Genomic DNA, 20,487 nt, shown 5'->3' with positions numbered 1-20,487 from the left:
TCGTAAGGCCCCTCAGTCCCATTCCAGGCCGCCGCGCCGCCACACGTAGGCGTAGGCGACGAAGACGGTGAGCACGAAGAGCAACATCTCCACGAGCCCGAACACACCCAGGGCGTCGAAGGTGACGGCCCACGGGTAGAGGAAGACGATCTCGATGTCGAAGACGATGAAGAGCATCGCCGTCAGGTAGTACTTGATGGGGAAGCGCCCGCCGCCGGCCGGCGTGGGGGTCGGCTCGATACCGCACTCGTAGGCTTCGAGCTTGGCGCGGTTGTACCGCTTCGGACCGATCAGCGTGGCCATGACCACGGAGAAGATCGCAAAGCCTGCCCCGAGGGCTCCCAGTACGAGGATGGGCGCATACGCGTTCACCGCTCCTCGCTCCTCTCAGTCGGCACTGACTGCTGGCGGTTTGCATCGGGCTCACACCTGCCTCGTCAGCCCCTCGAACCCCGCCCGCCCCGGCGAAGATCGAGAACATGTGAAGCAGGTCACAAGCCCAACCGCGTGCATCTTATGCCCGCAGGTCTGTGATCTGCGACACGGGGTATTGCACGAGCTTTGTGATCTCCACCACCTGACGAAGGATCATGAAGTCGGATGAGCGGTGATCTTCGCACAGGAAGCGTCCGAGTGATCACCAGAGGTGACATTTTCGCTCGTCATGGCAGCTCAGAGGGTTCGTCTCCATATCAAGAGAGTTCCGCTGCATGCAAATTGGTGCTGGATGCGGTGCCTTGATAGAGGACGCGTTCACACGTCAGGGGGAGCCGGGTGGGTCGATGTGGACGCGTGCACGCGTTCACGAAGTCCGGCGGGCGCGATCCGGTCACCACTCCGGCCGCACCTCGCACGCGGGACGCGGCCGGAGTGGTGACCGTTCCGTGACCTCGGCCACATCGATGAGAGACCCATGAGAACCGGGCTTGGCCATCGACCCCAACCGGTGGTAGTTGAGGGGCATTTCGGGCGTAATGGCGAAAGTACGTGATCAAAGGCGTGTTGGCGGACGTCCGCAATGTCCGTTACGACGTCAATAAGAAACAACACGCCCGGGATTCGGGGCTTCCGTTGAGCAACTGTGGCGCACCACACGTTGCTTGAAGGTATGGAGGAGCCCCTGATACCCGTTGTAGCCATGTCCCACACCGCTCACATACGCAGCCACCGGAAGCCCCGCCGCAGCGCGTCGAAGATCGCGATGCGGGCCGGAGTTGCCGGTGGCGTCCTCAGCACCCTGGCAGTGGCCGGTGCGTCCGCTTCGGCGAGCGCCGCCGAGTCCGAGACGACGCAGACCCTCGAACTGCCGACCCTGACGGCCGACCTGTCCGCCCAGGTCGCCCAGTCCGCGGAGGCCACGCAGCTGGCCGCCGCCAACTTCGAGCTGCAGGCGGAGCGGGACGCAGCCGCGGCGAAGGCCGCGCAGCAGGCCGAGAAGAACCTCGCCGAGGCCAAGAAGAAGGAGGCCGAGGCCAAGAAGAAGGCCGAGGAGGACGCCCGCAGGGTCGCCGCCGAGCGGGCCTCGCGCAGCAGCGGGCGGGCCACCCTCGCCGCCCCCGCGGCCCCCAGTGCCTCCACCGCCTCCACGAGCGCGTCGACGGCCACGGGTTCGGCCGCCACGGTGGTCGCCTTCGTGAAGGCGCAGGTCGGTGACGCCTATGTCTCCGGCGGCACCGGCCCCAGCTCCTGGGACTGCTCGGGACTCGTCCAGGCGGCCTTCAAGCAGGTCGGCGTCGACCTGCCGCGGGTCTCCCAGTCCCAGTCCACCGCCGGCACGCAGGTGTCGCTGAACAACCTTCAGCCGGGCGACATCCTCTACTGGGGCGGCGCGGGCAGCGCGTACCACGTGGCGGTGTACGTCGGCGGCGGCATGTTCGTCGGCGCGCAGAACCCGTCGTCGGGTGTGGTCGAGAAGCCGCTGTCGTACGACCCGCCGTCGGGAGCGGTGCGGGTGCTCTGACGCACGTCCCCGCCCCGTGCGCGACGGGGCGGGCATCACCGGGGTACGGCGAAGGGCCGCAGCCGCTCGGGGGCTGCGGCCCTCGTCGGCTCTCCCCCAAGCCGCGTACCGGGCTCAGGCCTTGGGCGCCACCTTGCTCAGTCCGTTGATGATGCGGTCCATGGCGTCGCCGCCCGTCGGGTCGGTGAGGTTGGCCAGGAGCTTGAGCGTGAACCTCATCAGCAGCGGATGGGTCAGACCGCGCTGGGCCGCGATCTGCATGACCTTCGGGTTGCCGATGAGCTTCACGAAGGCGCGGCCCAGGGTGTAGTAGCCGCCGTAGGTGTCCTTCAGGACGCGCGGGTAGCCCTGGAGGGCGAGTTCGCGCTGGCCGGGCGTGGCCCGCGCGTGGGCCTGGACGATGACGTCGGCGGCGAGCTGCCCGGACTCCATGGCATAGGCGATGCCCTCGCCGTTGAAGGGGTTCACCAGTCCGCCCGCGTCGCCGACCAGCAGCAGTCCGCGCGTGTAGTGGGGCTTGCGGTTGAAGGCCATCGGAAGGGCCGCGCCGCGGATCGGGCCGGTCATGTTCTCGGGCGTGTAGCCCCAGTCCTCCGGCATGGAGGCACACCAGGCCTTGAGGACCTCGCGCCAGTCCAGCTCCTTGAAGGAGTCGGAGGTGTTGAGCACGCCCAGGCCCACATTGGACGTGCCGTCGCCCATGCCGAAGATCCAGCCGTAGCCGGGCAGGAGGCGGTCCTGGGGCCCGCGCCGGTCCCACAGCTCCAGCCAGGACTCCAGGTAGTCGTCGTCGTGGCGCGGGGAGGTGAAGTACGTCCGGACGGCCACGCCCATCGGGCGGTCCTCGCGGCGGTGCAGCCCCATCGCCAGGGACAGGCGGGTGGAGTTGCCGTCGGCCGCGACCACCAGCGGCGCGTGGAAGGTGACGGGGCGCTTCTCCTCGCCGAGCTTGGCGGTCACGCCGATGATGCGGCCGGTGCGGTCGTCGACGATCGGGCCGGAGACGTTGCAGCGCTCGTACAGCCGCGCCCCCGCCTTCTGCGCCTGACGGGCGAGCTGTTCGTCGAAGTCGTCGCGCTTGCGGACCAGGCCGTAGTCGGGGAAGGAGGCGAGATCCGGCCAGTCCAGCTGGAGGCGCACGCCGCCGCCGATGATCCGCAGGCCCTTGTTGCGCAGCCAGCCGGCCTCCTCGGAGACGTCGATGCCCATGGCCACGAGCTGCTTGACGGCCCGCGGCGTGAGCCCGTCGCCGCAGACCTTCTCCCGCGGGAACTCGGTCTTCTCCAAGAGGAGCACGTCGAGCCCGGCCCGCGCCAGGTGGTACGCCGTCGTGGATCCGGCCGGGCCCGCGCCCACGACGATCACATCGGCGGTGTTCTCGGAGAGGGGCTCGGTCACGACGGTCACGGCGGGATCTCCCCAAGTTCGAAATACGTGTGCCGACGGGCACAGGACATGGGCAGTCTATTCAGCGGCATGGATCAACCGGCTGAAGGGCTGCCCCGTGAACCGAACTCTCCCCGTGGTACGGCTGCGCGTCCCCACCGACGAGGACGCCGTCGCCTGGCACCGGGTCTTCGACCACCCGGACGTCATGGAGTTCCACGGCGGGAGGACCGCCGAACTGTCCGTCTACGAGGAGCTCACCGCCCGCCAGCGGCGGCACGACGCCGAGCGCGGCTTCTGCCTGTGGACGCTGCTGGACGAGCAGGACCGGGTCATGGGGTTCACCGGCGCCCAGCCCTGGCCGTGGGAGTGGGGTCCGGCGGGCGAGATGGAGATCGGCTGGCGGCTCGGCCGGGAGTACTGGGGCAGGGGTTATGTCACCGCAGCGGCCCGTATGACGCTGGAACGGCTGCGCACGGCGGGCGTGGACGGCGTGGTGGCGATGGTCGACGCCCGCAACCGGAGGTCGATCGCGGTCGCCGAACGGCTGGGGATGCGGCGCGCGGAGACCTTCACGACGCCGGCGTCGCAGCGACAGGGGCACTGCTACCGCCTGGATCTGTGACCGACGGTCACCAACTGTCACAGAAAGACACCTTGCCCTTCCGGGCGGTGGGCGCGGACGGCTACCCTGCCGGTACCGCTGGGGGTGACGTCCGTGCCCATGACACCCGAGACACCCGAAGTGCGCGTGCCGAGGCTGGTCGGGCTGATGGCCGTCGACGCACGGCAGGCGGCCCTGTCCCGGGGTCTCCTCGTCAGCGCGCCCGAGCGGCCCGACTTTCATCTCACCGTCGTCGACCACGTCACGCGCCAGTACCCGCAGCCCGGCTCCGAGGTGCCGCGCGACTCCGTGGTGTACGTGTGGTTCGGCTTCGGGGAGGGCGAGGGCGGCGGGGGCGTGCGCGAGCCCCGCGTGCCGCCTCCGCCCCACGGTGGGGTGCGGCGGGAGCTGGACGAACCGGGCGACCCCTACGTGATCCTCGGCTCCCCCTGAGGCCGCGGCCCCCGAACCGCCGCGGGGGACACGGCCCCGGGCACCGCCGCGTTCCGGCTCCCCGCGGCGCAGGGGCCTCGCTCCCCGCGGAGCCGGAGGGCCTCAGCTCTCCTTGAAGCCGCGGTGCAGGGTGACGATCCCGCCGGTCAGGTTCCGCCAGGCCACCTTCGTCCAGCCGGCCTTCTGCAGCCGCTGGGCGAGGGCCGGCTGGTCGGGCCAGGCGCGGATGGACTCGGCGAGGTAGACGTAGGCGTCCGGGTTGGAGGACACCGCGCGGGCGACCGGCGGCACGGCGCGCATCAGGTACTCGGTGTAGACGGTCCGGAAGGGCGCCCAGGTCGGATGGGAGAACTCGCAGATGACGATGCGCCCACCGGGCCGGGTGACCCGGTGCATCTCGCTCAGCGCCGTGTCGGTGTCCTGCACGTTGCGCAGACCGAAGGAGATCGTCACCGCGTCGAAGGTGTCGTCCCTGAACGGCAGCCTGGTGGCGTCGCCCGCGGTGAGCGGGAGCCAGGGGTGCCGCTTCTTGCCGACCTGGAGCATGCCGAGCGAGAAGTCGCAGGGGACGACGTACGCCCCGGTGCGGGCGAAGGGCAGCGAGGAGGTGGCCGTACCGGCGGCGAGGTCGAGGACCTTCTGCGCCGGGCGGGCGTCGACGGCGTCCGCCACCTCCTTGCGCCACAGCCGGGTCTGGCCCAGGGACAGCACGTCGTTGGTCAGGTCGTACCGTTCCGCCACGTCGTCGAACATCGAGGCGACTTCGTGCGGCTGCTTGTCCAGGGATGCGCGGGTCACTCCGCCATTCTTGCAGGGCGGTCCCCCGGGGCGGGCGTCGGCTTCCTCCTCGCGCCCGCGTCCTCCACCCGTCCGCGCGACGGCAACGGGCCGGCGGGCGGTGCCGGGCGGGCAGGCCACGGCGCCACCGCCGCCCCGCCGGGGCCGGGGGAAGACGGCGTCGGCGCGAGCCGACGGGGTCGGCGGTCCTTCAGCGGCGCCGGTGGACCAGGCGTCCGGCGCAGACCGTGGCGATGCAGGCGCCGTCGGCGTCGAAGACCGCGAGGTCGGCGCGGCCCGCGTCGGTGATGAGGCACGGCCGGGCACGTGGGAGGACCAGCACGTGGTTCCGCTCGGCGGCGGCCCGGAGCGCGGGCGGGTCGAGGTACTCCTCGACGACCGCCGTCGCGCCCAGCTTCAGCACCGCGTGGATGCGTTCCCGGGGCGTCGGCGCGTCCGGGAGCGGCCCCTCGTGGACCCGCGCCGGGCCGAGCACGCCGGGCCACCGGCGCACCCGCGCCCCCGGCCACCGCTCGCGCAGGTCCCCGAACGCGCCGAGGGCCACGACCCGGTCCCGCGCCACGATCACGGCGCCGTCCCCGACCGGTGCGGTGTCCCAGCCGACGTAGACCTCGTCCGCGGCGTGAATGGTCTCCAACCCGACTCCCGGAAAGATCAGTTGGAGGTCAGCAGCTTCAGCTCCGGATGAGCCGTGCCGCCCTCGATGGCCGTCGAGGAGATGTGGGAGACGACGCGGTCGTCGGCCGGGTCGTTCGCCGGATCCTCGTGGACGACGAGGTGCTCGTACGTCGTGGAGCGCTGCGCGGGGACGCGGCCGGCCTTCCGGATCAGGTCGATGATCTCCAGCCGGTTGGAGCGGTGCCTGGCGCCGGCCGACGACACGACGTTCTCCTCCAGCATGATCGAGCCGAGGTCGTCCGCGCCGTAGTGCAGGGACAGCTGGCCGATCTCCTTGCCCGTGGTGAGCCAGGAGCCCTGGATGTGCGCCACGTTGTCGAGGAAGAGGCGGGCGATCGCGATCATCCGCAGGTACTCGAAGATCGTGGCCTGGGTACGGCCCTTGAGGTGGTTGTTCTCGGGCTGGTAGGTGTACGGGATGAAGGCGCGGAAGCCGCCCGTGCGGTCCTGGACGTCGCGGATCATCCGCAGGTGCTCGATGCGCTCGGCGTTGGTCTCGCCGGTGCCCATGAGCATGGTGGAGGTGGACTCCACGCCCAGCCGGTGCGCGATCTCCATGATCTCCAGCCAGCGCTCGCCGGACTCCTTCAGCGGGGCGATCGCCTTGCGGGGCCGCTCGGGCAGCAGTTCCGCGCCGGCGCCGGCGAACGAGTCCAGTCCTGCCTCGTGGATCCGGGTGATGGCCTCCTCGACCGGGACGCCGGAGATGCGGGCCATGTGCTCGATCTCGCTCGCCCCCAGGCTGTGGATGACGAGCTGCGGGAAGGCGTCCTTGATGGCCCGGAAGTGCTTCTCGTAGTACTCGACGCCGTAGTCCGGGTGGTGGCCGCCCTGGAACATGATCTGGGTGCCGCCCAGTTCGACCGTCTCCGCGCACCGGCGCAGGATGTCGTCGAGGTCGCGGGTCCAGCCCTTGTCCGTGTCCTTCGGGGCGGCGTAGAAGGCGCAGAACCTGCACGCCGTGACGCACACGTTGGTGTAGTTGATGTTCCGCTCGATGATGTACGTCGCGATGTGCTCGGTGCCCGCGTACCGGCGGCGGCGCACGGCGTCCGCGGCCGCGCCCAGCGCGTGCAGCGGGGCGTCGCGGTAGAGGTCGAGTGCCTCCTCGGGGCTGATCCGCCCACCGGCGGCGGCACGGTCGAGCACGGACTGGAGGTCGGCCTTCTCGGTCACCGGGCGTCCCTTTCGTCAAGGGGTGTGGACGGACCGATCCAGCCTACGCCAGGCGTCTTGCCGCACCCACGCCAGGCCGACGTCACACGCTGTACGCGCCCACCAGCACCCCCACGAACGCCCCGGCGGCCATGAACGGCCCGAACGGGATCGCCGTACGGCGTCCGGCCCGCCCCGCGAGGACGAGCGCACCCCCGAACAGCGCCCCGAGGAGGAAGGCGGCGAAGGTGCCGAGCAGCACCGTCCCCCAGCCGTACCAGCCGAGGACGGCTCCCACGCCGAGCGCCAGCTTCACGTCGCCGAAGCCCATGCCGCCCGGGTTGATGCGGAACAGCAGGTAGTAGCCGGCGCCCAGGGCGAGCGCACCGCAGAAGGCGGTCGGCCAGCTGCCGGCGTGCTCGGGCAGGAGCGCGGCGAGGCCGAGCAGGCCGAGCGCGGCGGCGGCGAGCGGCAGGGTCAGCGCGTCGGGCAGCCGCCGCACCCGCATGTCCACGGCCGTCAGCAGGACCCCGGCGGGCGCGAGCAGCAGCCAGGCCGCCAGTTCCGGACGGGGGCCGGTGGCGCCCGCGAGGGCGGCGCAGACGAGGGCGGCCACCGGCGGCAGGGCCGCGGTGCCGGTGCCGTACCGGGCATCCGCCGGGGGGCACAGGGCACATCGCGCCCGGCCGGCCCATCCCGGCAGCGGGTGGCCGGACGGGCAGGCGGCCCGCCAGTCCTCCCCGGCGGGCACGGAGAAGCGGTAGACGGCCCGCGGCAGCAGGGCGCCCGCCACCGCACCCCAGACCGCGGCCACGGCCACGGCGATCACGTCAGGGTCGTGCATCCCGGTCCCCCGTCCCTCATCGCCCCCGTCTCCCGGCGCCCCCGTCTCGCGGCGCCCCGGCCGTCCGGATCGTCCCGGCCGTCCCGGTCATCCCTGCAGGGGGGCCTACCCCGGTTCGATCTTCGACATCCGCGCGACGGGCTCCCCCGACGCCGAGCTCTCCGACCGGTACACGAGATCGTCGCCCTCCGGCACGAGGTGGACGGTGTGACGTCCCCGGTCGCATCCGGGGTGATTGGTGTCGGCCCCGACGGACGACACGACGAGCTCGGTCTTCGCCACCTGCCGCAGCGTCAGGACGTCGGTGCAGACGCCGCCGAGCTGGTCGGTGTTGCGCACCTCGCCCGCCTTCCCGCCCACGGCCGCCTGCCGGAGGGTCACCCGGAAGGTGCCCATGGGCAGCGCGCCGCCCAGCCCGGTGCCCTGGCCCTCCCAGGTGCCGAGGTAGCGGGTGGGGACGGCACCGACCGCGGACGTGTCGGCCGGCGGGCCGCTCGACGTGGCGGGCGAGGCCGCGGCATCCGGCGGCGTGGCCCCGGCGTGGCTGCCGCCGGGGTCCCCGCCGCCCGGGAGCAGGTCCAGGACGAACACCGAGCCGACCGTCACGGCCGCGAGCGCCCCGGCGACGGCGAGAGCCACCGTGCAGCTCAGCCGTCGGCCCCGGCCACCCGCGCCCGGCGCCGAGTCGGCGGCCACGCTGACGGAGAGCCGGCCGGGCACCTGCGGCGGTACGACGGTGTCCGGCAGGCCGGAGGCCGTGGGCGGCACGGCGTCACGGGGCGGGTTCGCGGTGTCCGCGGGCGCCACGGCGTCGCCGGGCGGGTTCACGGACTCCGCCGCCGGGCCGAGCCCGGTGGAGCGGGGCGGCATGGCGGGCGGCGGGCCGAACCCGGCGGCGCCCACGGCGGGGGCACGCGACGCCCCGGCCCCTGTGGCCCCACCGGCTCCCGCAGCAGTTCCGTCCCCTCCGGTGGGTCCGGCCCCTTCCGCCCTTTCCGCGGTCTCCGCCACCATGTGGCCGAACCCGACGGGCCCGGACGCCCGGTCCGCCCCCGGCCCGGCCGCCGCCTCCAGGTTCAGCAGCTGCACGGCGCTCCGGCTCACCTGTTCCACCAGGGCGCCGGGCAGCCAGCCGCCCGCCATCAGGCGGGCCGCGCCCTCCGGGGCGAGCCGGCGGGACACCTCGGCCGGTGCCGGGCGGGCCACCGGGTCCTTGGCGAGGCAGTCCGCCGCGAGCGCCCCCAGCTCGCCGGCGAGCCCGCCGAGTTCCGGCGGCTCGTGCACGACCTTGTAGAGCAGCGCGGCGGAGGAGTCACCGGGGAAGGGCGGGGTGCCGGTCGCGGCGTACGCCAGGACCGCGCCGAGGGAGAAGACGTCGGCCGCGCCCGTGACCCGGTGGCCCAGGATCTGCTCGGGGGACATGTAACCGGGTGAGCCGACGGAGACGCCGGTGGAGGTCAGGGAGGCGGTGCCGTCGGTGGCGCGGGCGATGCCGAAGTCGATCAGCAGGGGTCCGTCAAGGGTGAGCAGGACGTTGGACGGCTTCACGTCCCGGTGGACCAGGCCCAGTTCGTGCACGGCCACGAGCGCCTCGGCGAGCCCCGCGCCCAGCGCCCGTACGCAGGCCGTGGGCAGTGGACCGTGCCCGGCGACCGCCGCCGCGAGCGAGGGCCCGGCCGCGTAGGCGGTGGCGGCCCACGGCACGGCGGCGTCCGGGTCGGCGTCGAGCACCGATGCGGTCCAGGCACCGCCGACCCGGCGGGCCGCCTCGACCTCGCGCCGGAAGCGGGCGCGGAACTCCTCGTCGAGCGCGAAGTGCGGGTGGACGGCCTTCACGGCGACCGTGCGCCCGCCGGCGCTGCGCCCCAGGTACACCCGGCCCATCCCGCCGGAGCCCAGCCGGCCGAGCAGCCGGTAGGGACCGATCACGGTGGGTTCGTCGGCTGCGAGCGGCTGCATGGCGTGGTCCCTCCCCCGTACGCCGGTCGACGTACGCCTCGTCCCCCGTGGACGTCACTGCCTGCACAGGGTAGTGGCGCGGGCGGCAGGGCCCGCGGGCGGAGCGGAGGGCCCGCACACGTGCGGCGGCGGCTCCTCAGGGGCGGAGCAGGTCCACCCGCACGTCGGCCGGGAACCCGGTCGTCGGTCCGACCCGACGCGCGAACTCGGCGACGGCGGCCAGCTGGGACGGGCCGAAGCTGAAGTCGAGGGTGGTGAAGTACTGGGCCAGGGTCTCCTCGTCGAAGCCCTCCCAGCGGGCGGCCTGCTCGGCGACCTTGGCGACCTCTTCCAGCGAGAGGTTGCGGGAGGCGAGGAAGGCCTCGTGGACCCTGCGGGTGATGACCGGTTCGCGCTCCAGGTAGTCCCGCCGCACGGCCCAGACCGCGAACACGAACGGCAGCCCGGTCCACTCCTTCCACAGCTGGCCGAGGTCGTGCACGTCGAGGCCGTAGCGGGGCCCGTCGAGCAGGTTGGCCCGCAGGGCGGCGTCCCCGATGAGCACCGCGGCGTCCGCCTCCCGCATCATCAGGCTGAGGTCGGGCGGGCAGGCGTAGTAGTCGGGCCGCACGCCGAAGCGTTCCGCCAGCAGCAGCTGGGCGAGGCGGACGGAGGTGCGCGATGTCGAGCCGAGGGCGACCCGGGCGCCGTCGAGGTCCTCCAGCGGGACCTGCGAGACGATCACGCAGGACATCACCGGGCCGTCGCAGCCGACGGCGATGTCCGGGAAGGCGACCAGTTCGTCGGCGTTCCGCAGGAACTCGACCAGGGTGATGGGACCGATGTCGAGGTCGCCCCGCACGAGCTGCTCGCTGAGCTTCTCCGGGGTGTCCTTGGTGAGCTCGAAGTCGAGGAGCGTGCCGGTTCTCGCGAGCCCCCAGTACAGGGGCAGGCAGTTCAGGAACTGGATGTGGCCGACACGCGGCCGGGTGCGAGAATTGTCCACATCGCGAGACTAGACCTCCCCGGCCGGGCCGCCCCCGGCACCCCACCGCCAGACGGGTGCATCACACTCAAACATCCGGGTGAAGTGATCTTGGCCTCTATTGCGTCCGGCGCCCCGCGTGCTAGGCTCGCCACAAGTTGCAGTTTGGTTTCCCTTGCAGTACAGAGCCTGCGGAGCATGTGACCGCGGGCTCTAGTCGTTTTCAGAAGAATGCAGTTGTGCAGCATGACGTGTTTTCACACTTGCAGGTTCTGGAGCAGGGCAACCCTTTGAGCCCAAGGAGGGCTTATGGCTACCGGAACCGTTAAGTGGTTCAACGCCGAAAAGGGCTTTGGTTTCATCGCCCAGGAAGGCGGCGGCCCGGACGTCTTCGTTCACTACTCCGCGATCAACGCCACGGGTTTCCGCTCCCTCGAAGAGAACCAGCAGGTTTCCTTCGACGTGACCCAGGGCCCGAAGGGCCCGCAGGCGGAGAACGTCACCCCCGTCTGACCCCGGCCTCGATCGCTCCATGATCGCAGCCTGAGAGCAGTACCCAAGGAGCCCCGCGCCGTTCGGCGACGGGGCTCCTGCCCTTTCCGCGGCCGGTGCGGCCCGGGACCCGCCGGAGCACCGGCGGACGGGCTGAGCCCGCGGCGGTCTCAGCGGTCGTACAGCGCCTCCACCTGCGGAGCGAAGTCCCGCAGGATCGCCGCCCGCCGCAGTTTCATGGACGGGGTCAGATGGCCGGCCGTCTCGGTGAAGTCCGTCGGCAGGACGGCGAAGCGGCGGATGGACTCCGGTCGCGAGACCAGCCGGTTGGCCTCGTCGATCACGCGCTGGAGCACCGCCGCGAGGTCGGGGTCGCCGACGAGCTGGTCCGCCGGGAGCGGGTGCCGGCCGTCCATGCGGCGCCAGTGGCCGACGCCGTCCAGATCCAGGGTGATCAGCGCGGAGACGTAGGGGCGGCCGTCGCCCAGCAGGATGACGTGGGAGATCAGGGGGTGCTGGCGCAGCCAGTTCTCCAGCGGGGCCGGGGCGACGCTCTTGCCGCCCGAGGTGATCAGCATCTCCTTCTTGCGGCCGGTGATGGTGAGGTAGCCGTCGTCGTCCATTGCGCCGAGGTCGCCGGTGGCCAGCCAGCCGTCCCTGGTCGCGGGGACGACTCCGCCCGCCGCGGGGTCCCAGTAGCCGCGCAGCACGTGCTCGCCGGCGACGAGGATCTCGCCGTCGGCCGCGATGCGCAGGCGGGTGCCGGGCAGTGGCCAGCCCACCGTGCCCAGGCGGGGCTTGAGCGGAGGCGTCACCGTCGTCGCGCCCGTGGTCTCGGTCAGGCCGTAGCCCTCGTAGATCTCGATGCCGGCGCCCGCGTAGAAGGCCGCCAGCCGGCGGCCCAGGGGGGAACCGCCGCAGATCACGTACTTCACCCGGCCGCCCATGGCGTTGCGGATGCGGCGGTAGACGAGGGGGTCGTAGAAGGTGCGGGCCGTGCGCAGTGAGCGCGAGGGGCCACCGCCGGTGCCGGTCTGCCGCGCCTCGACGGCCTCGCCGTAGCGGCGGGCCACCGCCGCGGCGCGGTCGAAGGAGCCGCCCCGGCCGCCCGTCTCGGCCTTCGCGCGGGCGGAGTTGAAGACCTTCTCCAGCATGTACGGGATGGTCAGCAGGCAGGTCGGCCGGAAGGCCGCCAGGTCCGGCAGCAGGTCCTCGGTCCTCAGGCTCGGCGCGTGGCCGAGGCGGACGCGGGCCCGGACGCAGGCCACGGCGACCATGCGGCCGAAGACGTGGGACATGGGCAGGAACAGCAGGACCGACGCCTCCTCGCCGGTGCGGGCCTTGAAGACCGGGTGGAGCAGCTCGATGGCGTTGTCGACCTCGGCGAAGAAGTTGCCGTGGGAGAGCGCGCAGCCCTTGGGGCGGCCGGTCGTGCCGGAGGTGTAGATCAGCGTCGCCAGCGTGTCCGGGCCGAGCACCCCGCGCCGTACGGCGACCTCTTGGTCCGCGCCGGTCGCCGCGACCGGCTCCGCCAGGCGGTCCACGTGCCCCTTCTCGACGATCCACAGGTGGCGCAGGTCGGGCAGTCGCTCGCACTCGGGGCCGAGGGCGGCGGCCTGCTCGGCCGTCTCGGTGATCAGGGCCACCGCGCCCGAGTCCTGGAGGATCCAGCGGGTCTGGAAGACGGAGGAGGTGGGGTAGACCGGGACGGTCACCAGGCCCGCGGCCCAGGCCGCGAAGTCGAGCAGGGTCCACTCGTACGTCGTGCGCGCCATGACGGCGATGCGGTCGCCGGGTGCGAGCCCCTCCGCGATGAGTCCCTTCGCCACCGCCAGCACCTGCGCGGCGAACCGCGCCGCGGTCACCTCGGTCCACCGGCCGTCGTGCTCCTTGCGACTGAGGACCACGGCGTCGGGGGCCGTGGCCGCGTTGTCGAAGGGCAGGTCGGCGAGCGAGCCGTGGCGCACCGGCCGGGCGAGCGGCGGCACGAAGGCCTCTCGGACGGCCCCGTCCAGCCGCCTGGTCTCGGGCGTCACGAGGACGGGGCCCCGGGCGCCGTCGAGGTCGGCGAAGGCGGCGTCGGTCGGGTGAGGGGTGGACACGGGCGGCTCCTGGGGCGTGCAGCGCGGGACCTGCTTGTTGCCTGACGTACGTCTCCGGCGCGGCAGGGTGTTCACCTGTGGCGGCCGGACGGGGGTGCCGTCGGCCGGGAAGGGGACCGTATGGCGCCCCTGTGGGGACGTTGTGCGGGTTCCGGGAGGGTTCCGGTAGCCGCGGTCGTGCAACCTCCGTGCTGATGCGGGGCACGTGCGCGCAGGGCGTGGTTCCGCTGCGGCACCATGGACCTACCTCCGGTAACCTTACTTCAGAGTAAGGACTTTGGTCAGCAGTCCCGCGCAGCGGGGACGGGGCGTCCGGCATGACCGACCGCCATCCGGCCCCCGCCGGCACCGCGGCGCGCACCACCCCGCCACCGCGCCCGCGGCCGTTGCCCGCTCCCGCCCGGTGGACCGTGTGGCCCACGGCCTCGCCGCGCACGGCACGCCCGAACGGGAGCGGTGCGGGCACGGTTCAGGACCCCGGTGCCGCGGCCGGCGACAGTGGCGTACGCGGGGCGGGCGGTTCGAGCTGCGGGACCGGCACGGCCGCGTCCACCCGGCCGGGGGAGTGACCTCACTCGGCCGGGGGCGACCAGCTCCGGCCGGCCACGAGGCCGCCGAGGCCCGTCCAGGCGACGTTCATCAGCGTGGCCGCCGTCTGCCGGGCGGTGACCCGGCCGGCGCTGTTGGCCCAGGCGGCCAGCGACTCGGCGGCCCCGACGAGCGCCTCGGCGATCCCGGCCACCTCCTGCTCGGCCAGGCGGACACGCCGGGTGTCCCCGCTTCCGGTCCCGCCCGAGCAGGGGGCGCCCTCGTCACGGGCGGCGGCCGCGACGAGCTGCGTCACGAAGGCCACGGTCTCCGCCCGCATCGCCGCGACCTCGGCGGCGAAGGGCTCGCCGTGCGTGCGGGCGTGGAGATGCAGCACGGTCCAGGCGTCGGGGTGCCGGGCGGTGTGCGTGAAGAACGCCAGCAATCCGTCCCACAGGCGCCGGTCGGCGGTCCGCTCCGGGTGGACGGCCGCGCGCACGGCCGCGGTGAGGGCGCCGGCCTCGCGGCGGATGACGGCCGAGAAGAGGTCTTCCTTGGAGTTCAGGTACAGGTAGACCAGCGGCTTGGAGACACCGGCCAGTTCCGCGATGTCGTCCATCGAGGCGGCCGTGTACCCGCGCTGAGCGAAGATCCGTACGGCGGCGTCCAGCATCTGCTGCTCACGGACGGCACGCGGCATCCGCTTGGTCTTCACGGCACCCATGGGGCAAGGGTAGTTACGAAGCCCCCTGGGCGCGGGCCGTGTCGTCGGCCAGGTCCTCCTGGTTGCGGTTGGCGTCCAGGTTGGCCTTGGCCCGGTCCACCCTCTGCACGATCCGCTCCGAAGCCCGGTCGCGCTCCTTGCGCAGCACGACGAAGCTGATCGGTGCGGAGATCACCATCGACAGCAGGACCATCCACATGCCGTTGGAGGAGCCGAGGCCACGCGGGACGACGCCCGAGTAGACGAGGCCCCAGACGACCACGAGGCAGCCCGCGAAGACTCCGAGTCGCATCAGTGTGTAGCGGAGCATCTCAATCCACTCTTCCGATTCCAAACGGGGCAACGTCCAGTGAAGCACGCCGTCCGGTGGATCACGGCGGCGGGTGTCAGCCCAGCGGCAGGAGCATGACCACGTCGTCGCGGTCGTCGCCGGGCGCCACGCGGATCGCGCCGGGGATCCGGCCGACCTCCTTGTAACCGCAGGCCCCGTAGAACCGCTCCAGGCCGACCCCGCCGCGGCAGGTCAGCCGGATCGCCTCGACGCCGCCGAAGCCACGGGCCGCGCCCTCGGCTGCGGCCAGCAGGGCACGGCCGTGCCCCCTGCCCTGGAGCCGGGGGTGCACCATGACGGTGTACAGCCACACCCAGTGCGTCATGAGCCGGTGGGTGTTGAGGCCGAGGAAGGCGCTCGCCGCCACCGCGCCCTCCTCGTCGAACCCGACGAGGAGCCGGTTGCGGCCCTGGGCCATCGCCACGAGGTGCCGCACCAGCTCGGGCCGGATCTCCTCGCGGGTCACCGGGGGCACGAACCCGACGGCGCCGCCCGCGCGGGTGACATCGACCCACAGGTCGAGGATCCCGTCGCGCAGATCGGGGGTGACGGCCGGATCGAGCGCGAAAGTAAGGGGCATGTGGCCATCGTAGTCATTACGCGAGGACGCGGACCGCGGGCCGGGAGGAGTCACACCCGCATCGGCTGCGGCGACTCCCTGCGCTGCGGGTCGGCACCCTCGTACGCACGGATGACCTCGTACCGCGTGTTGCGCTCCACGGGACGGAAGCCGGCGTCCCGGATCAGCTCCAGCAGGTCCTCGCGGGTCAGCTTGTTCGGCGTGCCGAAGTTGTCGGCATCGTGAGTGATCTTGTATTCGACGACCGAGCCGTCCATGTCGTCGGCACCGTGCTGGAGGGCCAGCTGGGCGGTCTGGACGCCGTGCATCACCCAGAAGACCTTGACGTGCGGGACGTTGTCGAAGAGCAGACGCGAGACCGCGAACGTCTTCAGCGCCTCCGCACCGGTCGCCATCCGGGTGCGCGCCTGGAGGCGGTTGCGGACCTTGCCGTCCTGCATGTCGACGAAGTCGTGCTGGTAGCGCAGCGGGATGAAGACCTGGAAGCCGCCGGTCTCGTCCTGGAGCTCCCGCAGGCGCAGCACGTGGTCGACGCGGTGCCGCGGCTCCTCGATGTGGCCGTACAGCATGGTGCACGGGGTCTTCAGACCCTTCTCGTGCGCCAGGCGGTGGATCCGCGACCAGTCCTCCCAGTGGGTGCGGTGGTCCACGATGTGCTCACGGACCTCCCAGTCGAAGATCTCCGCGCCGCCGCCGGTGAGGGACTCCAGGCCCGCGTCGATCAGCTCGTCGAGGATCTCGGAGGCGGACAGGCCGCTGATCGTCTCGAAGTGGTGGATCTCCGTCGCCGTGAACGCCTTCAGCGACACGTTCGGCAGCGCGGCCTTCAGCTCCCGCAGCGAGCGGGGGTAGTAGCGCCACGGCAGGTTCGGGTGCAGGCCGTTGACGATGTGGAGTTCGGTGAGGTGCTCCGACTCCATCGACCGGGCCAGCTTCACGGCCTCCTCGATGCGCATCGTGTACGCGTCCTTCTCACCGGGCTTGCGCTGGAAGGAGCAGTACGCGCAGGAGGCCGTGCACACGTTGGTCATGTTCAGGTGCCGGTTGACGTTGAAGTGCACGACGTCGCCGTTGAGCCGCGTCCGCACCTCGTGCGCCAGCCCGCCCAGCCAGGCCAGGTCGTCGGACTCGTACAGCGCGATGCCGTCCTCGCGGGTCAGCCGCTCACCGGAACGGACCTTCTCCTCCAGCTCGCGCTTGAGCCCGACGTCCATGCCCACAACCTTTCTCCGACAGCTCCGCCCACCGTACTCCCCCGCCTTGCGGGGCCCGGCACCGCCGTACGGCCCGCGTCCTAGACCTCTTCCGGCAGCTCACCCACGCGGTTCTCCCACTTCGTGGAGAGCACGATCGTGGTGCGTGTGCGCGAGATGCCCTTGGTCCCGGACAGCCGGCGGATGATCCGCTCCAGGCCGTCCACGTCCGGGGCGCGCACCTTGAGCATGTACGAGTCGTCGCCGGCGATGAACCAGCAGTCCTCGATCTCGGTGAAGTCCTTCATCCGGCCGGCCACGTCCTCGTGGTCGGCGGCGTCGGACAGGGAGATGCCGATGAGGGCGATGACGCCGAGGCCGAGCGAGGCGGCGTCGACGGTGGCGCGGTAGCCGGTGATGACGCCCGCCGCCTCCAGTCGGTTGATGCGGTCGGTGACGCTGGGCCCCGACAGGCCGACGAGGCGTCCCAGCTCCGCGTAGGAGGCCCGGCCGTTCTCTCTCAGGGCCTGGATGAGCTGCCTGTCCACCGCGTCCATGCGATTCGAAGCCTTCCGCTGAAAAGGGGTGAAGGGGTCTGAGGGGTTCCTGCGGGCCGCTGTGCGGCGCGCTGTCCTGACGGGGCTCATGAGCTGCGGGTTCCGCCGCCCAGCTCGCCCTCCCACCGGCGGTACAGGCCGTGCGGGACGCCCGCCGCGTCCAGGACGCGCCCGGCGACGAAGTCCACCAGGTCCTGGATGTGGGTCGCGCCCGCGTAGAAGGCCGGCGAGGCGGGCACGACACTCGCGCCCGCGTCGTCCAGTGTCACCAGATGGCGCAGTGTCCGCCCGTCGAGAGGGGTCTCCCGCACGGCCACGACCAGCCGGCGCCGCTCCTTGAGGGTGACGGAGGCGGCCCGCTGGAGGAGGTCCTTGGACAGTCCGAGGGCGACACCGGCGACGCAGGCGGTGGAGGCGGGGACGACGATCATCCCCCGGGTGGCGTACGAGCCGGACGAGGGCCCCGCGGCGAGATCCCCGGCGTTCCAGTACCGCACGCCGCTCAGGTCCGTGTCGAAGGTGTCCGGTTTGCCGTCCGCCCCGCGGGCCAGCCATGCCCGCAGGTCGTCCTCCCAGTGCGCGTCCCGGAAGGGGATGCCGGTCTCGTCCAGCAGGGTGAGCCGTGAGGCCCGGCTGACCACCAGGTCGACGCTCTCGCCTGCGGCGAGCAGGGCCCGCAGCACCGCCGCCGCGTACGGCGTACCGGACGCTCCGGACACCCCCACGATCCAAGGCGCGCGCTGCGTCTGTCCTGGTTTCATGGTGTCGAGCCTATCTGTCAGCTCTGATGGTTCAGACCGTGAGTCCGCGCACCAGCAGGTCCAGCAGCGCGCACACGAACAGGGCAATGCCGATGAAGCCGTTGACGGAGAAGAACGCCCGGTTCAGCCTCGACAGGTCGTGCGGGCGGACGATGGTGTGCTCGTAGAGGAACGCGCCGGCGACGACCAGCAGGCCGAGCCAGTAGAAGGCGCCGGCGCCGGTGGCCAGCCCGTACCAGGCGAGCAGGATCGTGGTCACGGCGTGGCAGACGCGCGCGCCCCGGATCGCCGCCGGCACGCCGAACCGGGCCGGGACCGACAGGACGCCGGTCTCGCGGTCGGTCTCGACGTCCTGGCACGCGTAGATCAGGTCGAAGCCGCCGATCCAGACGCCGACCGCGAGCCCGAGGATCACCGCGTCCCAGGACCAGGTGCCGGTGACGGCCAGCCAGCCGCCGATCGGGCCCATGGCCTGGGCCAGGCCGAGGATGGCCTGGGGGTAGTTCGTGAAGCGTTTCCCGTAGGGGTAGACCACCATCGGGATCACCGCGACGGGGGCCAGGGCGAGGCAGAGCGGGTTGAGCAGGGCCGCGGAGACGAGGAAGACCACGAGGGCGATCAGCGCGCCGGTCCAGGCGTGCCGCACCGACATCGCGCCGGTGACCAGCTCGCGCTGCGCGGTGCGCGGGTTCCGCGCGTCGATCTCCCGGTCGATGATCCGGTTGACCGCCATGGCGAAGGTCCGCAGGCCCACCATGCAGACGGTGACCAGCAGCAGCCGGCCCCAGTGGATGTTGCGGTCCAGCTGGAACATCGCGGTGAGCGCGGCGATGTAGGCGAAGGGGAGCGCGAACACCGAGTGTTCGATCATCACCAGCCGCAGGAACGCCTTGGTGCGACCCGGCTGGGGGATGGCAGCGGACGCCGAGCTCACAGGCCGTACTCCTTCCACCGGCGGTCCACCAGGGCCGCCGTCGCCGGGTCGGACTCCACCATGTCGGGCCAGCCCCCGTCGCGCGTGTAGCCCTCCTCGGGCCACTTCCGGGTGGCGTCGATACCCGCCTTGCCTCCCCAGAACTGCTGGTAGGAGGCGTGGTCGAGGTGGTCGACGGGACCTTCGACGACGGTGAGGTCGCGGGCGTAGTCGGTGTTGCCGAGGGCCCGCCACGCCACCTCGTGCAGATCGTGCACGTCGCAGTCGGCGTCGACCACGACGACGAGCTTGGTCAGGGACATCATGTGTGCCCCCCAGACGGCGTGCATCGTCTTCTGGGCGTGCTTGGGGTACTTCTTGTCGATCGAGACGATCGCGCAGTTGTGGAAGCCGCCGGCCTCGGGCAGGTGGTAGTCCACGATGTCCGGGACGATGATCTTCAGCAGGGGGAGGAAGAAGCGTTCCGTGGCGCGGCCGAGGGGCCCGTCCTCCGTGGGGGGCCTGCCCACGACGATCGACTGGAGCAGCGGACGGCGCCGCATGGTCACGCAGTCGATGCGCAGGGCGGGGAACGGCTCCTGCGGCGTGTAGAAGCCGGTGTGGTCGCCGAAAGGCCCCTCCGGCAGCATCTCTCCGGGCTCCAGCCAGCCCTCCAGGACGACCTCGGCCTGTGCCGGCACCTGCAGAGGCACGGTCTTGCAGTCGACCATCTCGATCCGCTTGCCCGCGACGAACCCGGCGAACAGGTACTCGTCGATGTCACCGGGCAGCGGGGCGGTGGAGGCGTAGGTGACGGCGGGCGGGCAGCCGAAGGCGATCGCGACCGGCAGCCGCTCGCCCCTGCGGGCGGCCACCTGGTAGTGGTTGCGGCTGTCCTTGTGGATCTGCCAGTGCATGCCGATGGTGCGCTTGTCGTGGCGCTGGAGCCGGTAGAGGCCCAGGTTGCGGACCCCGGTCTCCGGGTCCTTGGTGTGGGTGAGTCCCAGGTTGAAGAAGGAACCGCCGTCCTTGGGCCAGGTGAACAGGGCGGGCAGGGCCTCCAGGTCGACCTCGTCGCCGTGGAGGACGACCTCCTGCACGGGGGCGTTGTCGGGCTTGACCTTCTTCGGTGGGACGTGCGCCATCGCGCCGAGTTTGCCGAAGGCCTCGCGGACACCGACGAACCCGTGCGGCAGCTCGGGCTTCAGCAACCCGCCGATCCGGTCGGAGATCTCGCCGTACGACTTCAGGCCCAGTGCCTTGAGCAGGCGGCGGTCGGTGCCGAAGACGTTCATCGCCAGGGGCATGGCGGAGCCGCGGACGTTCTCGAAGAGCAGCGCCGGACCGCCGGACTTCTGCACGCGGTCGACGATCTCCCCGACCTCCAGGTACGGATCGACCTCGGTCCTGACGCGCTTGAGGTCGCCTTCGCGTTCCAGTGCCCGCAGAAGGGAACGAAGATCGTCGTAAGCCATGCGTCCCAGTATCCGGCACGGACTACTCTG

At 71.9% G+C, this 20,487-nt stretch carries 21 protein-coding genes; 4 read left to right on the top strand and 17 right to left on the bottom strand.

Features of this window, described 5'->3' with window-relative positions; translation table 11 throughout:
• Positions 1-12: 12 nt before the first annotated feature.
• On the bottom strand, positions 13-372 hold the full coding sequence (locus I3F54_RS08250; protein ID WP_007383963.1) for an NADH-quinone oxidoreductase subunit A: 360 nt from the start codon (positions 370-372) through the stop codon (positions 13-15).
• Positions 373-1,138: 766 nt separating this feature from the next.
• On the opposite strand from I3F54_RS08250, the gene I3F54_RS08245 reads away from it, so the two are divergent.
• Entirely contained in the window at positions 1,139-1,960 is an 822-nt protein-coding gene (locus I3F54_RS08245; protein ID WP_240117980.1) for a C40 family peptidase, read from the top strand.
• Positions 1,961-2,074: 114 nt separating this feature from the next.
• Here I3F54_RS08245 and I3F54_RS08240 read toward each other — a convergent pair whose 3' ends face one another.
• Positions 2,075-3,367 (bottom strand): geranylgeranyl reductase family protein, encoded by a 1,293-nt coding sequence (locus tag I3F54_RS08240; protein WP_240117979.1) that lies wholly within the window; start codon positions 3,365-3,367, stop codon positions 2,075-2,077.
• A gap of 97 nt (positions 3,368-3,464) precedes the next feature.
• Here I3F54_RS08240 and I3F54_RS08235 point away from each other — a divergent pair, with 97 nt between their 5' ends.
• Positions 3,465-3,971 (top strand): GNAT family N-acetyltransferase, encoded by a 507-nt coding sequence (locus tag I3F54_RS08235; protein ID WP_240117978.1) that lies wholly within the window; start codon positions 3,465-3,467, stop codon positions 3,969-3,971.
• Between the two features lie 99 nt (positions 3,972-4,070).
• On the top strand, positions 4,071-4,403 hold the full coding sequence (locus I3F54_RS08230; protein ID WP_240118133.1) for a PASTA domain-containing protein: 333 nt from the start codon (positions 4,071-4,073) through the stop codon (positions 4,401-4,403).
• 102 nt (positions 4,404-4,505) lie between these two features.
• Here the strand turns inward: I3F54_RS08230 and I3F54_RS08225 are convergent, their stop codons facing one another.
• The 6 genes from I3F54_RS08225 to I3F54_RS08200 all read right to left on the bottom strand — a co-directional run bounded on the left by I3F54_RS08225 (position 4,506) and on the right by I3F54_RS08200 (position 10,822).
• The gene (locus I3F54_RS08225) at positions 4,506-5,201 is read right to left on the bottom strand and encodes a demethylmenaquinone methyltransferase (protein WP_240117977.1); all 696 of its coding nucleotides are present in this window, start codon (positions 5,199-5,201) and stop codon (positions 4,506-4,508) included.
• Between the two features lie 190 nt (positions 5,202-5,391).
• Positions 5,392-5,838, bottom strand: a complete 447-nt coding sequence (locus I3F54_RS08220; RefSeq protein ID WP_240117976.1) for a hypothetical protein — start codon at positions 5,836-5,838, stop codon at positions 5,392-5,394.
• A gap of 17 nt (positions 5,839-5,855) precedes the next feature.
• Positions 5,856-7,055 (bottom strand): cyclic dehypoxanthinyl futalosine synthase, encoded by a 1,200-nt coding sequence (mqnC, locus tag I3F54_RS08215; RefSeq protein ID WP_240117975.1) that lies wholly within the window; start codon positions 7,053-7,055, stop codon positions 5,856-5,858.
• An 82-nt stretch (positions 7,056-7,137) separates the two neighbouring features.
• The gene (locus I3F54_RS08210) at positions 7,138-7,878 is read right to left on the bottom strand and encodes an A24 family peptidase (protein WP_240117974.1); all 741 of its coding nucleotides are present in this window, start codon (positions 7,876-7,878) and stop codon (positions 7,138-7,140) included.
• Between the two features lie 105 nt (positions 7,879-7,983).
• The gene (locus I3F54_RS08205) at positions 7,984-9,837 is read right to left on the bottom strand and encodes a serine/threonine-protein kinase (protein WP_240117973.1); all 1,854 of its coding nucleotides are present in this window, start codon (positions 9,835-9,837) and stop codon (positions 7,984-7,986) included.
• A 136-nt stretch (positions 9,838-9,973) separates the two neighbouring features.
• Positions 9,974-10,822 (bottom strand): menaquinone biosynthetic enzyme MqnA/MqnD family protein, encoded by an 849-nt coding sequence (locus I3F54_RS08200; protein WP_240117972.1) that lies wholly within the window; start codon positions 10,820-10,822, stop codon positions 9,974-9,976.
• A gap of 288 nt (positions 10,823-11,110) precedes the next feature.
• Here I3F54_RS08200 and I3F54_RS08195 point away from each other — a divergent pair, with 288 nt between their 5' ends.
• Complete coding sequence (locus tag I3F54_RS08195; RefSeq protein WP_004984723.1) at positions 11,111-11,314, top strand: cold-shock protein; 204 nt, start codon at positions 11,111-11,113, stop codon at positions 11,312-11,314.
• Between the two features lie 149 nt (positions 11,315-11,463).
• Here I3F54_RS08195 and I3F54_RS08190 read toward each other — a convergent pair whose 3' ends face one another.
• The 9 genes from I3F54_RS08190 to I3F54_RS08150 all read right to left on the bottom strand — a co-directional run bounded on the left by I3F54_RS08190 (position 11,464) and on the right by I3F54_RS08150 (position 20,457).
• On the bottom strand, positions 11,464-13,395 hold the full coding sequence (locus I3F54_RS08190) for a long-chain fatty acid--CoA ligase (protein ID WP_240117971.1): 1,932 nt from the start codon (positions 13,393-13,395) through the stop codon (positions 11,464-11,466).
• 571 nt (positions 13,396-13,966) lie between these two features.
• Entirely contained in the window at positions 13,967-14,647 is a 681-nt protein-coding gene (locus tag I3F54_RS08185) for a TetR/AcrR family transcriptional regulator (RefSeq protein WP_240117970.1), read from the bottom strand.
• A gap of 13 nt (positions 14,648-14,660) precedes the next feature.
• A complete protein-coding gene (locus I3F54_RS08180; RefSeq protein WP_240117969.1) occupies positions 14,661-14,957 on the bottom strand; it encodes a DUF4229 domain-containing protein in 297 nt (98 codons plus the stop codon).
• 76 nt (positions 14,958-15,033) lie between these two features.
• On the bottom strand, positions 15,034-15,558 hold the full coding sequence (locus I3F54_RS08175; RefSeq protein WP_240117968.1) for a GNAT family N-acetyltransferase: 525 nt from the start codon (positions 15,556-15,558) through the stop codon (positions 15,034-15,036).
• A gap of 50 nt (positions 15,559-15,608) precedes the next feature.
• A complete protein-coding gene (gene mqnE / locus I3F54_RS08170; RefSeq protein WP_240117967.1) occupies positions 15,609-16,772 on the bottom strand; it encodes an aminofutalosine synthase MqnE in 1,164 nt (387 codons plus the stop codon).
• A gap of 80 nt (positions 16,773-16,852) precedes the next feature.
• Positions 16,853-17,308 (bottom strand): Lrp/AsnC family transcriptional regulator, encoded by a 456-nt coding sequence (locus I3F54_RS08165; RefSeq protein WP_205384767.1) that lies wholly within the window; start codon positions 17,306-17,308, stop codon positions 16,853-16,855.
• An 86-nt stretch (positions 17,309-17,394) separates the two neighbouring features.
• Positions 17,395-18,069 (bottom strand): UbiX family flavin prenyltransferase, encoded by a 675-nt coding sequence (locus I3F54_RS08160; protein WP_240117966.1) that lies wholly within the window; start codon positions 18,067-18,069, stop codon positions 17,395-17,397.
• A 31-nt stretch (positions 18,070-18,100) separates the two neighbouring features.
• Entirely contained in the window at positions 18,101-19,003 is a 903-nt protein-coding gene (gene mqnP / locus I3F54_RS08155; RefSeq protein ID WP_240117965.1) for a menaquinone biosynthesis prenyltransferase MqnP, read from the bottom strand.
• The gene (locus I3F54_RS08150; RefSeq protein WP_240117964.1) at positions 19,000-20,457 is read right to left on the bottom strand and encodes a menaquinone biosynthesis decarboxylase; all 1,458 of its coding nucleotides are present in this window, start codon (positions 20,455-20,457) and stop codon (positions 19,000-19,002) included. The genes mqnP and I3F54_RS08150 overlap by 4 nt, the downstream gene beginning before the upstream one ends.
• Between the last annotated feature and the right edge of the window lie 30 nt (positions 20,458-20,487).

This window comes from Streptomyces sp. MUM 2J (assembly GCF_022414535.1).
Classification (GTDB): domain Bacteria; phylum Actinomycetota; class Actinomycetes; order Streptomycetales; family Streptomycetaceae; genus Streptomyces.
Note: the sequence above shows the minus strand (reverse complement) of the source record. Positions and strands in the feature narration are given on the sequence as shown.

Coding starts and splice junctions, on each gene's coding strand:
- I3F54_RS08150 (WP_240117964.1), bottom strand. CDS start 20,457: ATGGCTTACGACGATCTTCGTTCCCTTCTGCGGGCACTGGAACGCGAA.
- I3F54_RS08185 (WP_240117970.1), bottom strand. CDS start 14,647: ATGGGTGCCGTGAAGACCAAGCGGATGCCGCGTGCCGTCCGTGAGCAG.
- mqnE (WP_240117967.1), bottom strand. CDS start 16,772: ATGGACGTCGGGCTCAAGCGCGAGCTGGAGGAGAAGGTCCGTTCCGGT.
- I3F54_RS08210 (WP_240117974.1), bottom strand. CDS start 7,878: ATGCACGACCCTGACGTGATCGCCGTGGCCGTGGCCGCGGTCTGGGGT.
- I3F54_RS08165 (WP_205384767.1), bottom strand. CDS start 17,308: ATGGACGCGGTGGACAGGCAGCTCATCCAGGCCCTGAGAGAGAACGGC.
- I3F54_RS08175 (WP_240117968.1), bottom strand. CDS start 15,558: ATGCCCCTTACTTTCGCGCTCGATCCGGCCGTCACCCCCGATCTGCGC.
- I3F54_RS08205 (WP_240117973.1), bottom strand. CDS start 9,837: ATGCAGCCGCTCGCAGCCGACGAACCCACCGTGATCGGTCCCTACCGG.
- I3F54_RS08180 (WP_240117969.1), bottom strand. CDS start 14,957: ATGCTCCGCTACACACTGATGCGACTCGGAGTCTTCGCGGGCTGCCTC.
- I3F54_RS08195 (WP_004984723.1), top strand. CDS start 11,111: ATGGCTACCGGAACCGTTAAGTGGTTCAACGCCGAAAAGGGCTTTGGT.
- I3F54_RS08230 (WP_240118133.1), top strand. CDS start 4,071: ATGACACCCGAGACACCCGAAGTGCGCGTGCCGAGGCTGGTCGGGCTG.
- I3F54_RS08160 (WP_240117966.1), bottom strand. CDS start 18,069: ATGAAACCAGGACAGACGCAGCGCGCGCCTTGGATCGTGGGGGTGTCC.
- I3F54_RS08245 (WP_240117980.1), top strand. CDS start 1,139: ATGTCCCACACCGCTCACATACGCAGCCACCGGAAGCCCCGCCGCAGC.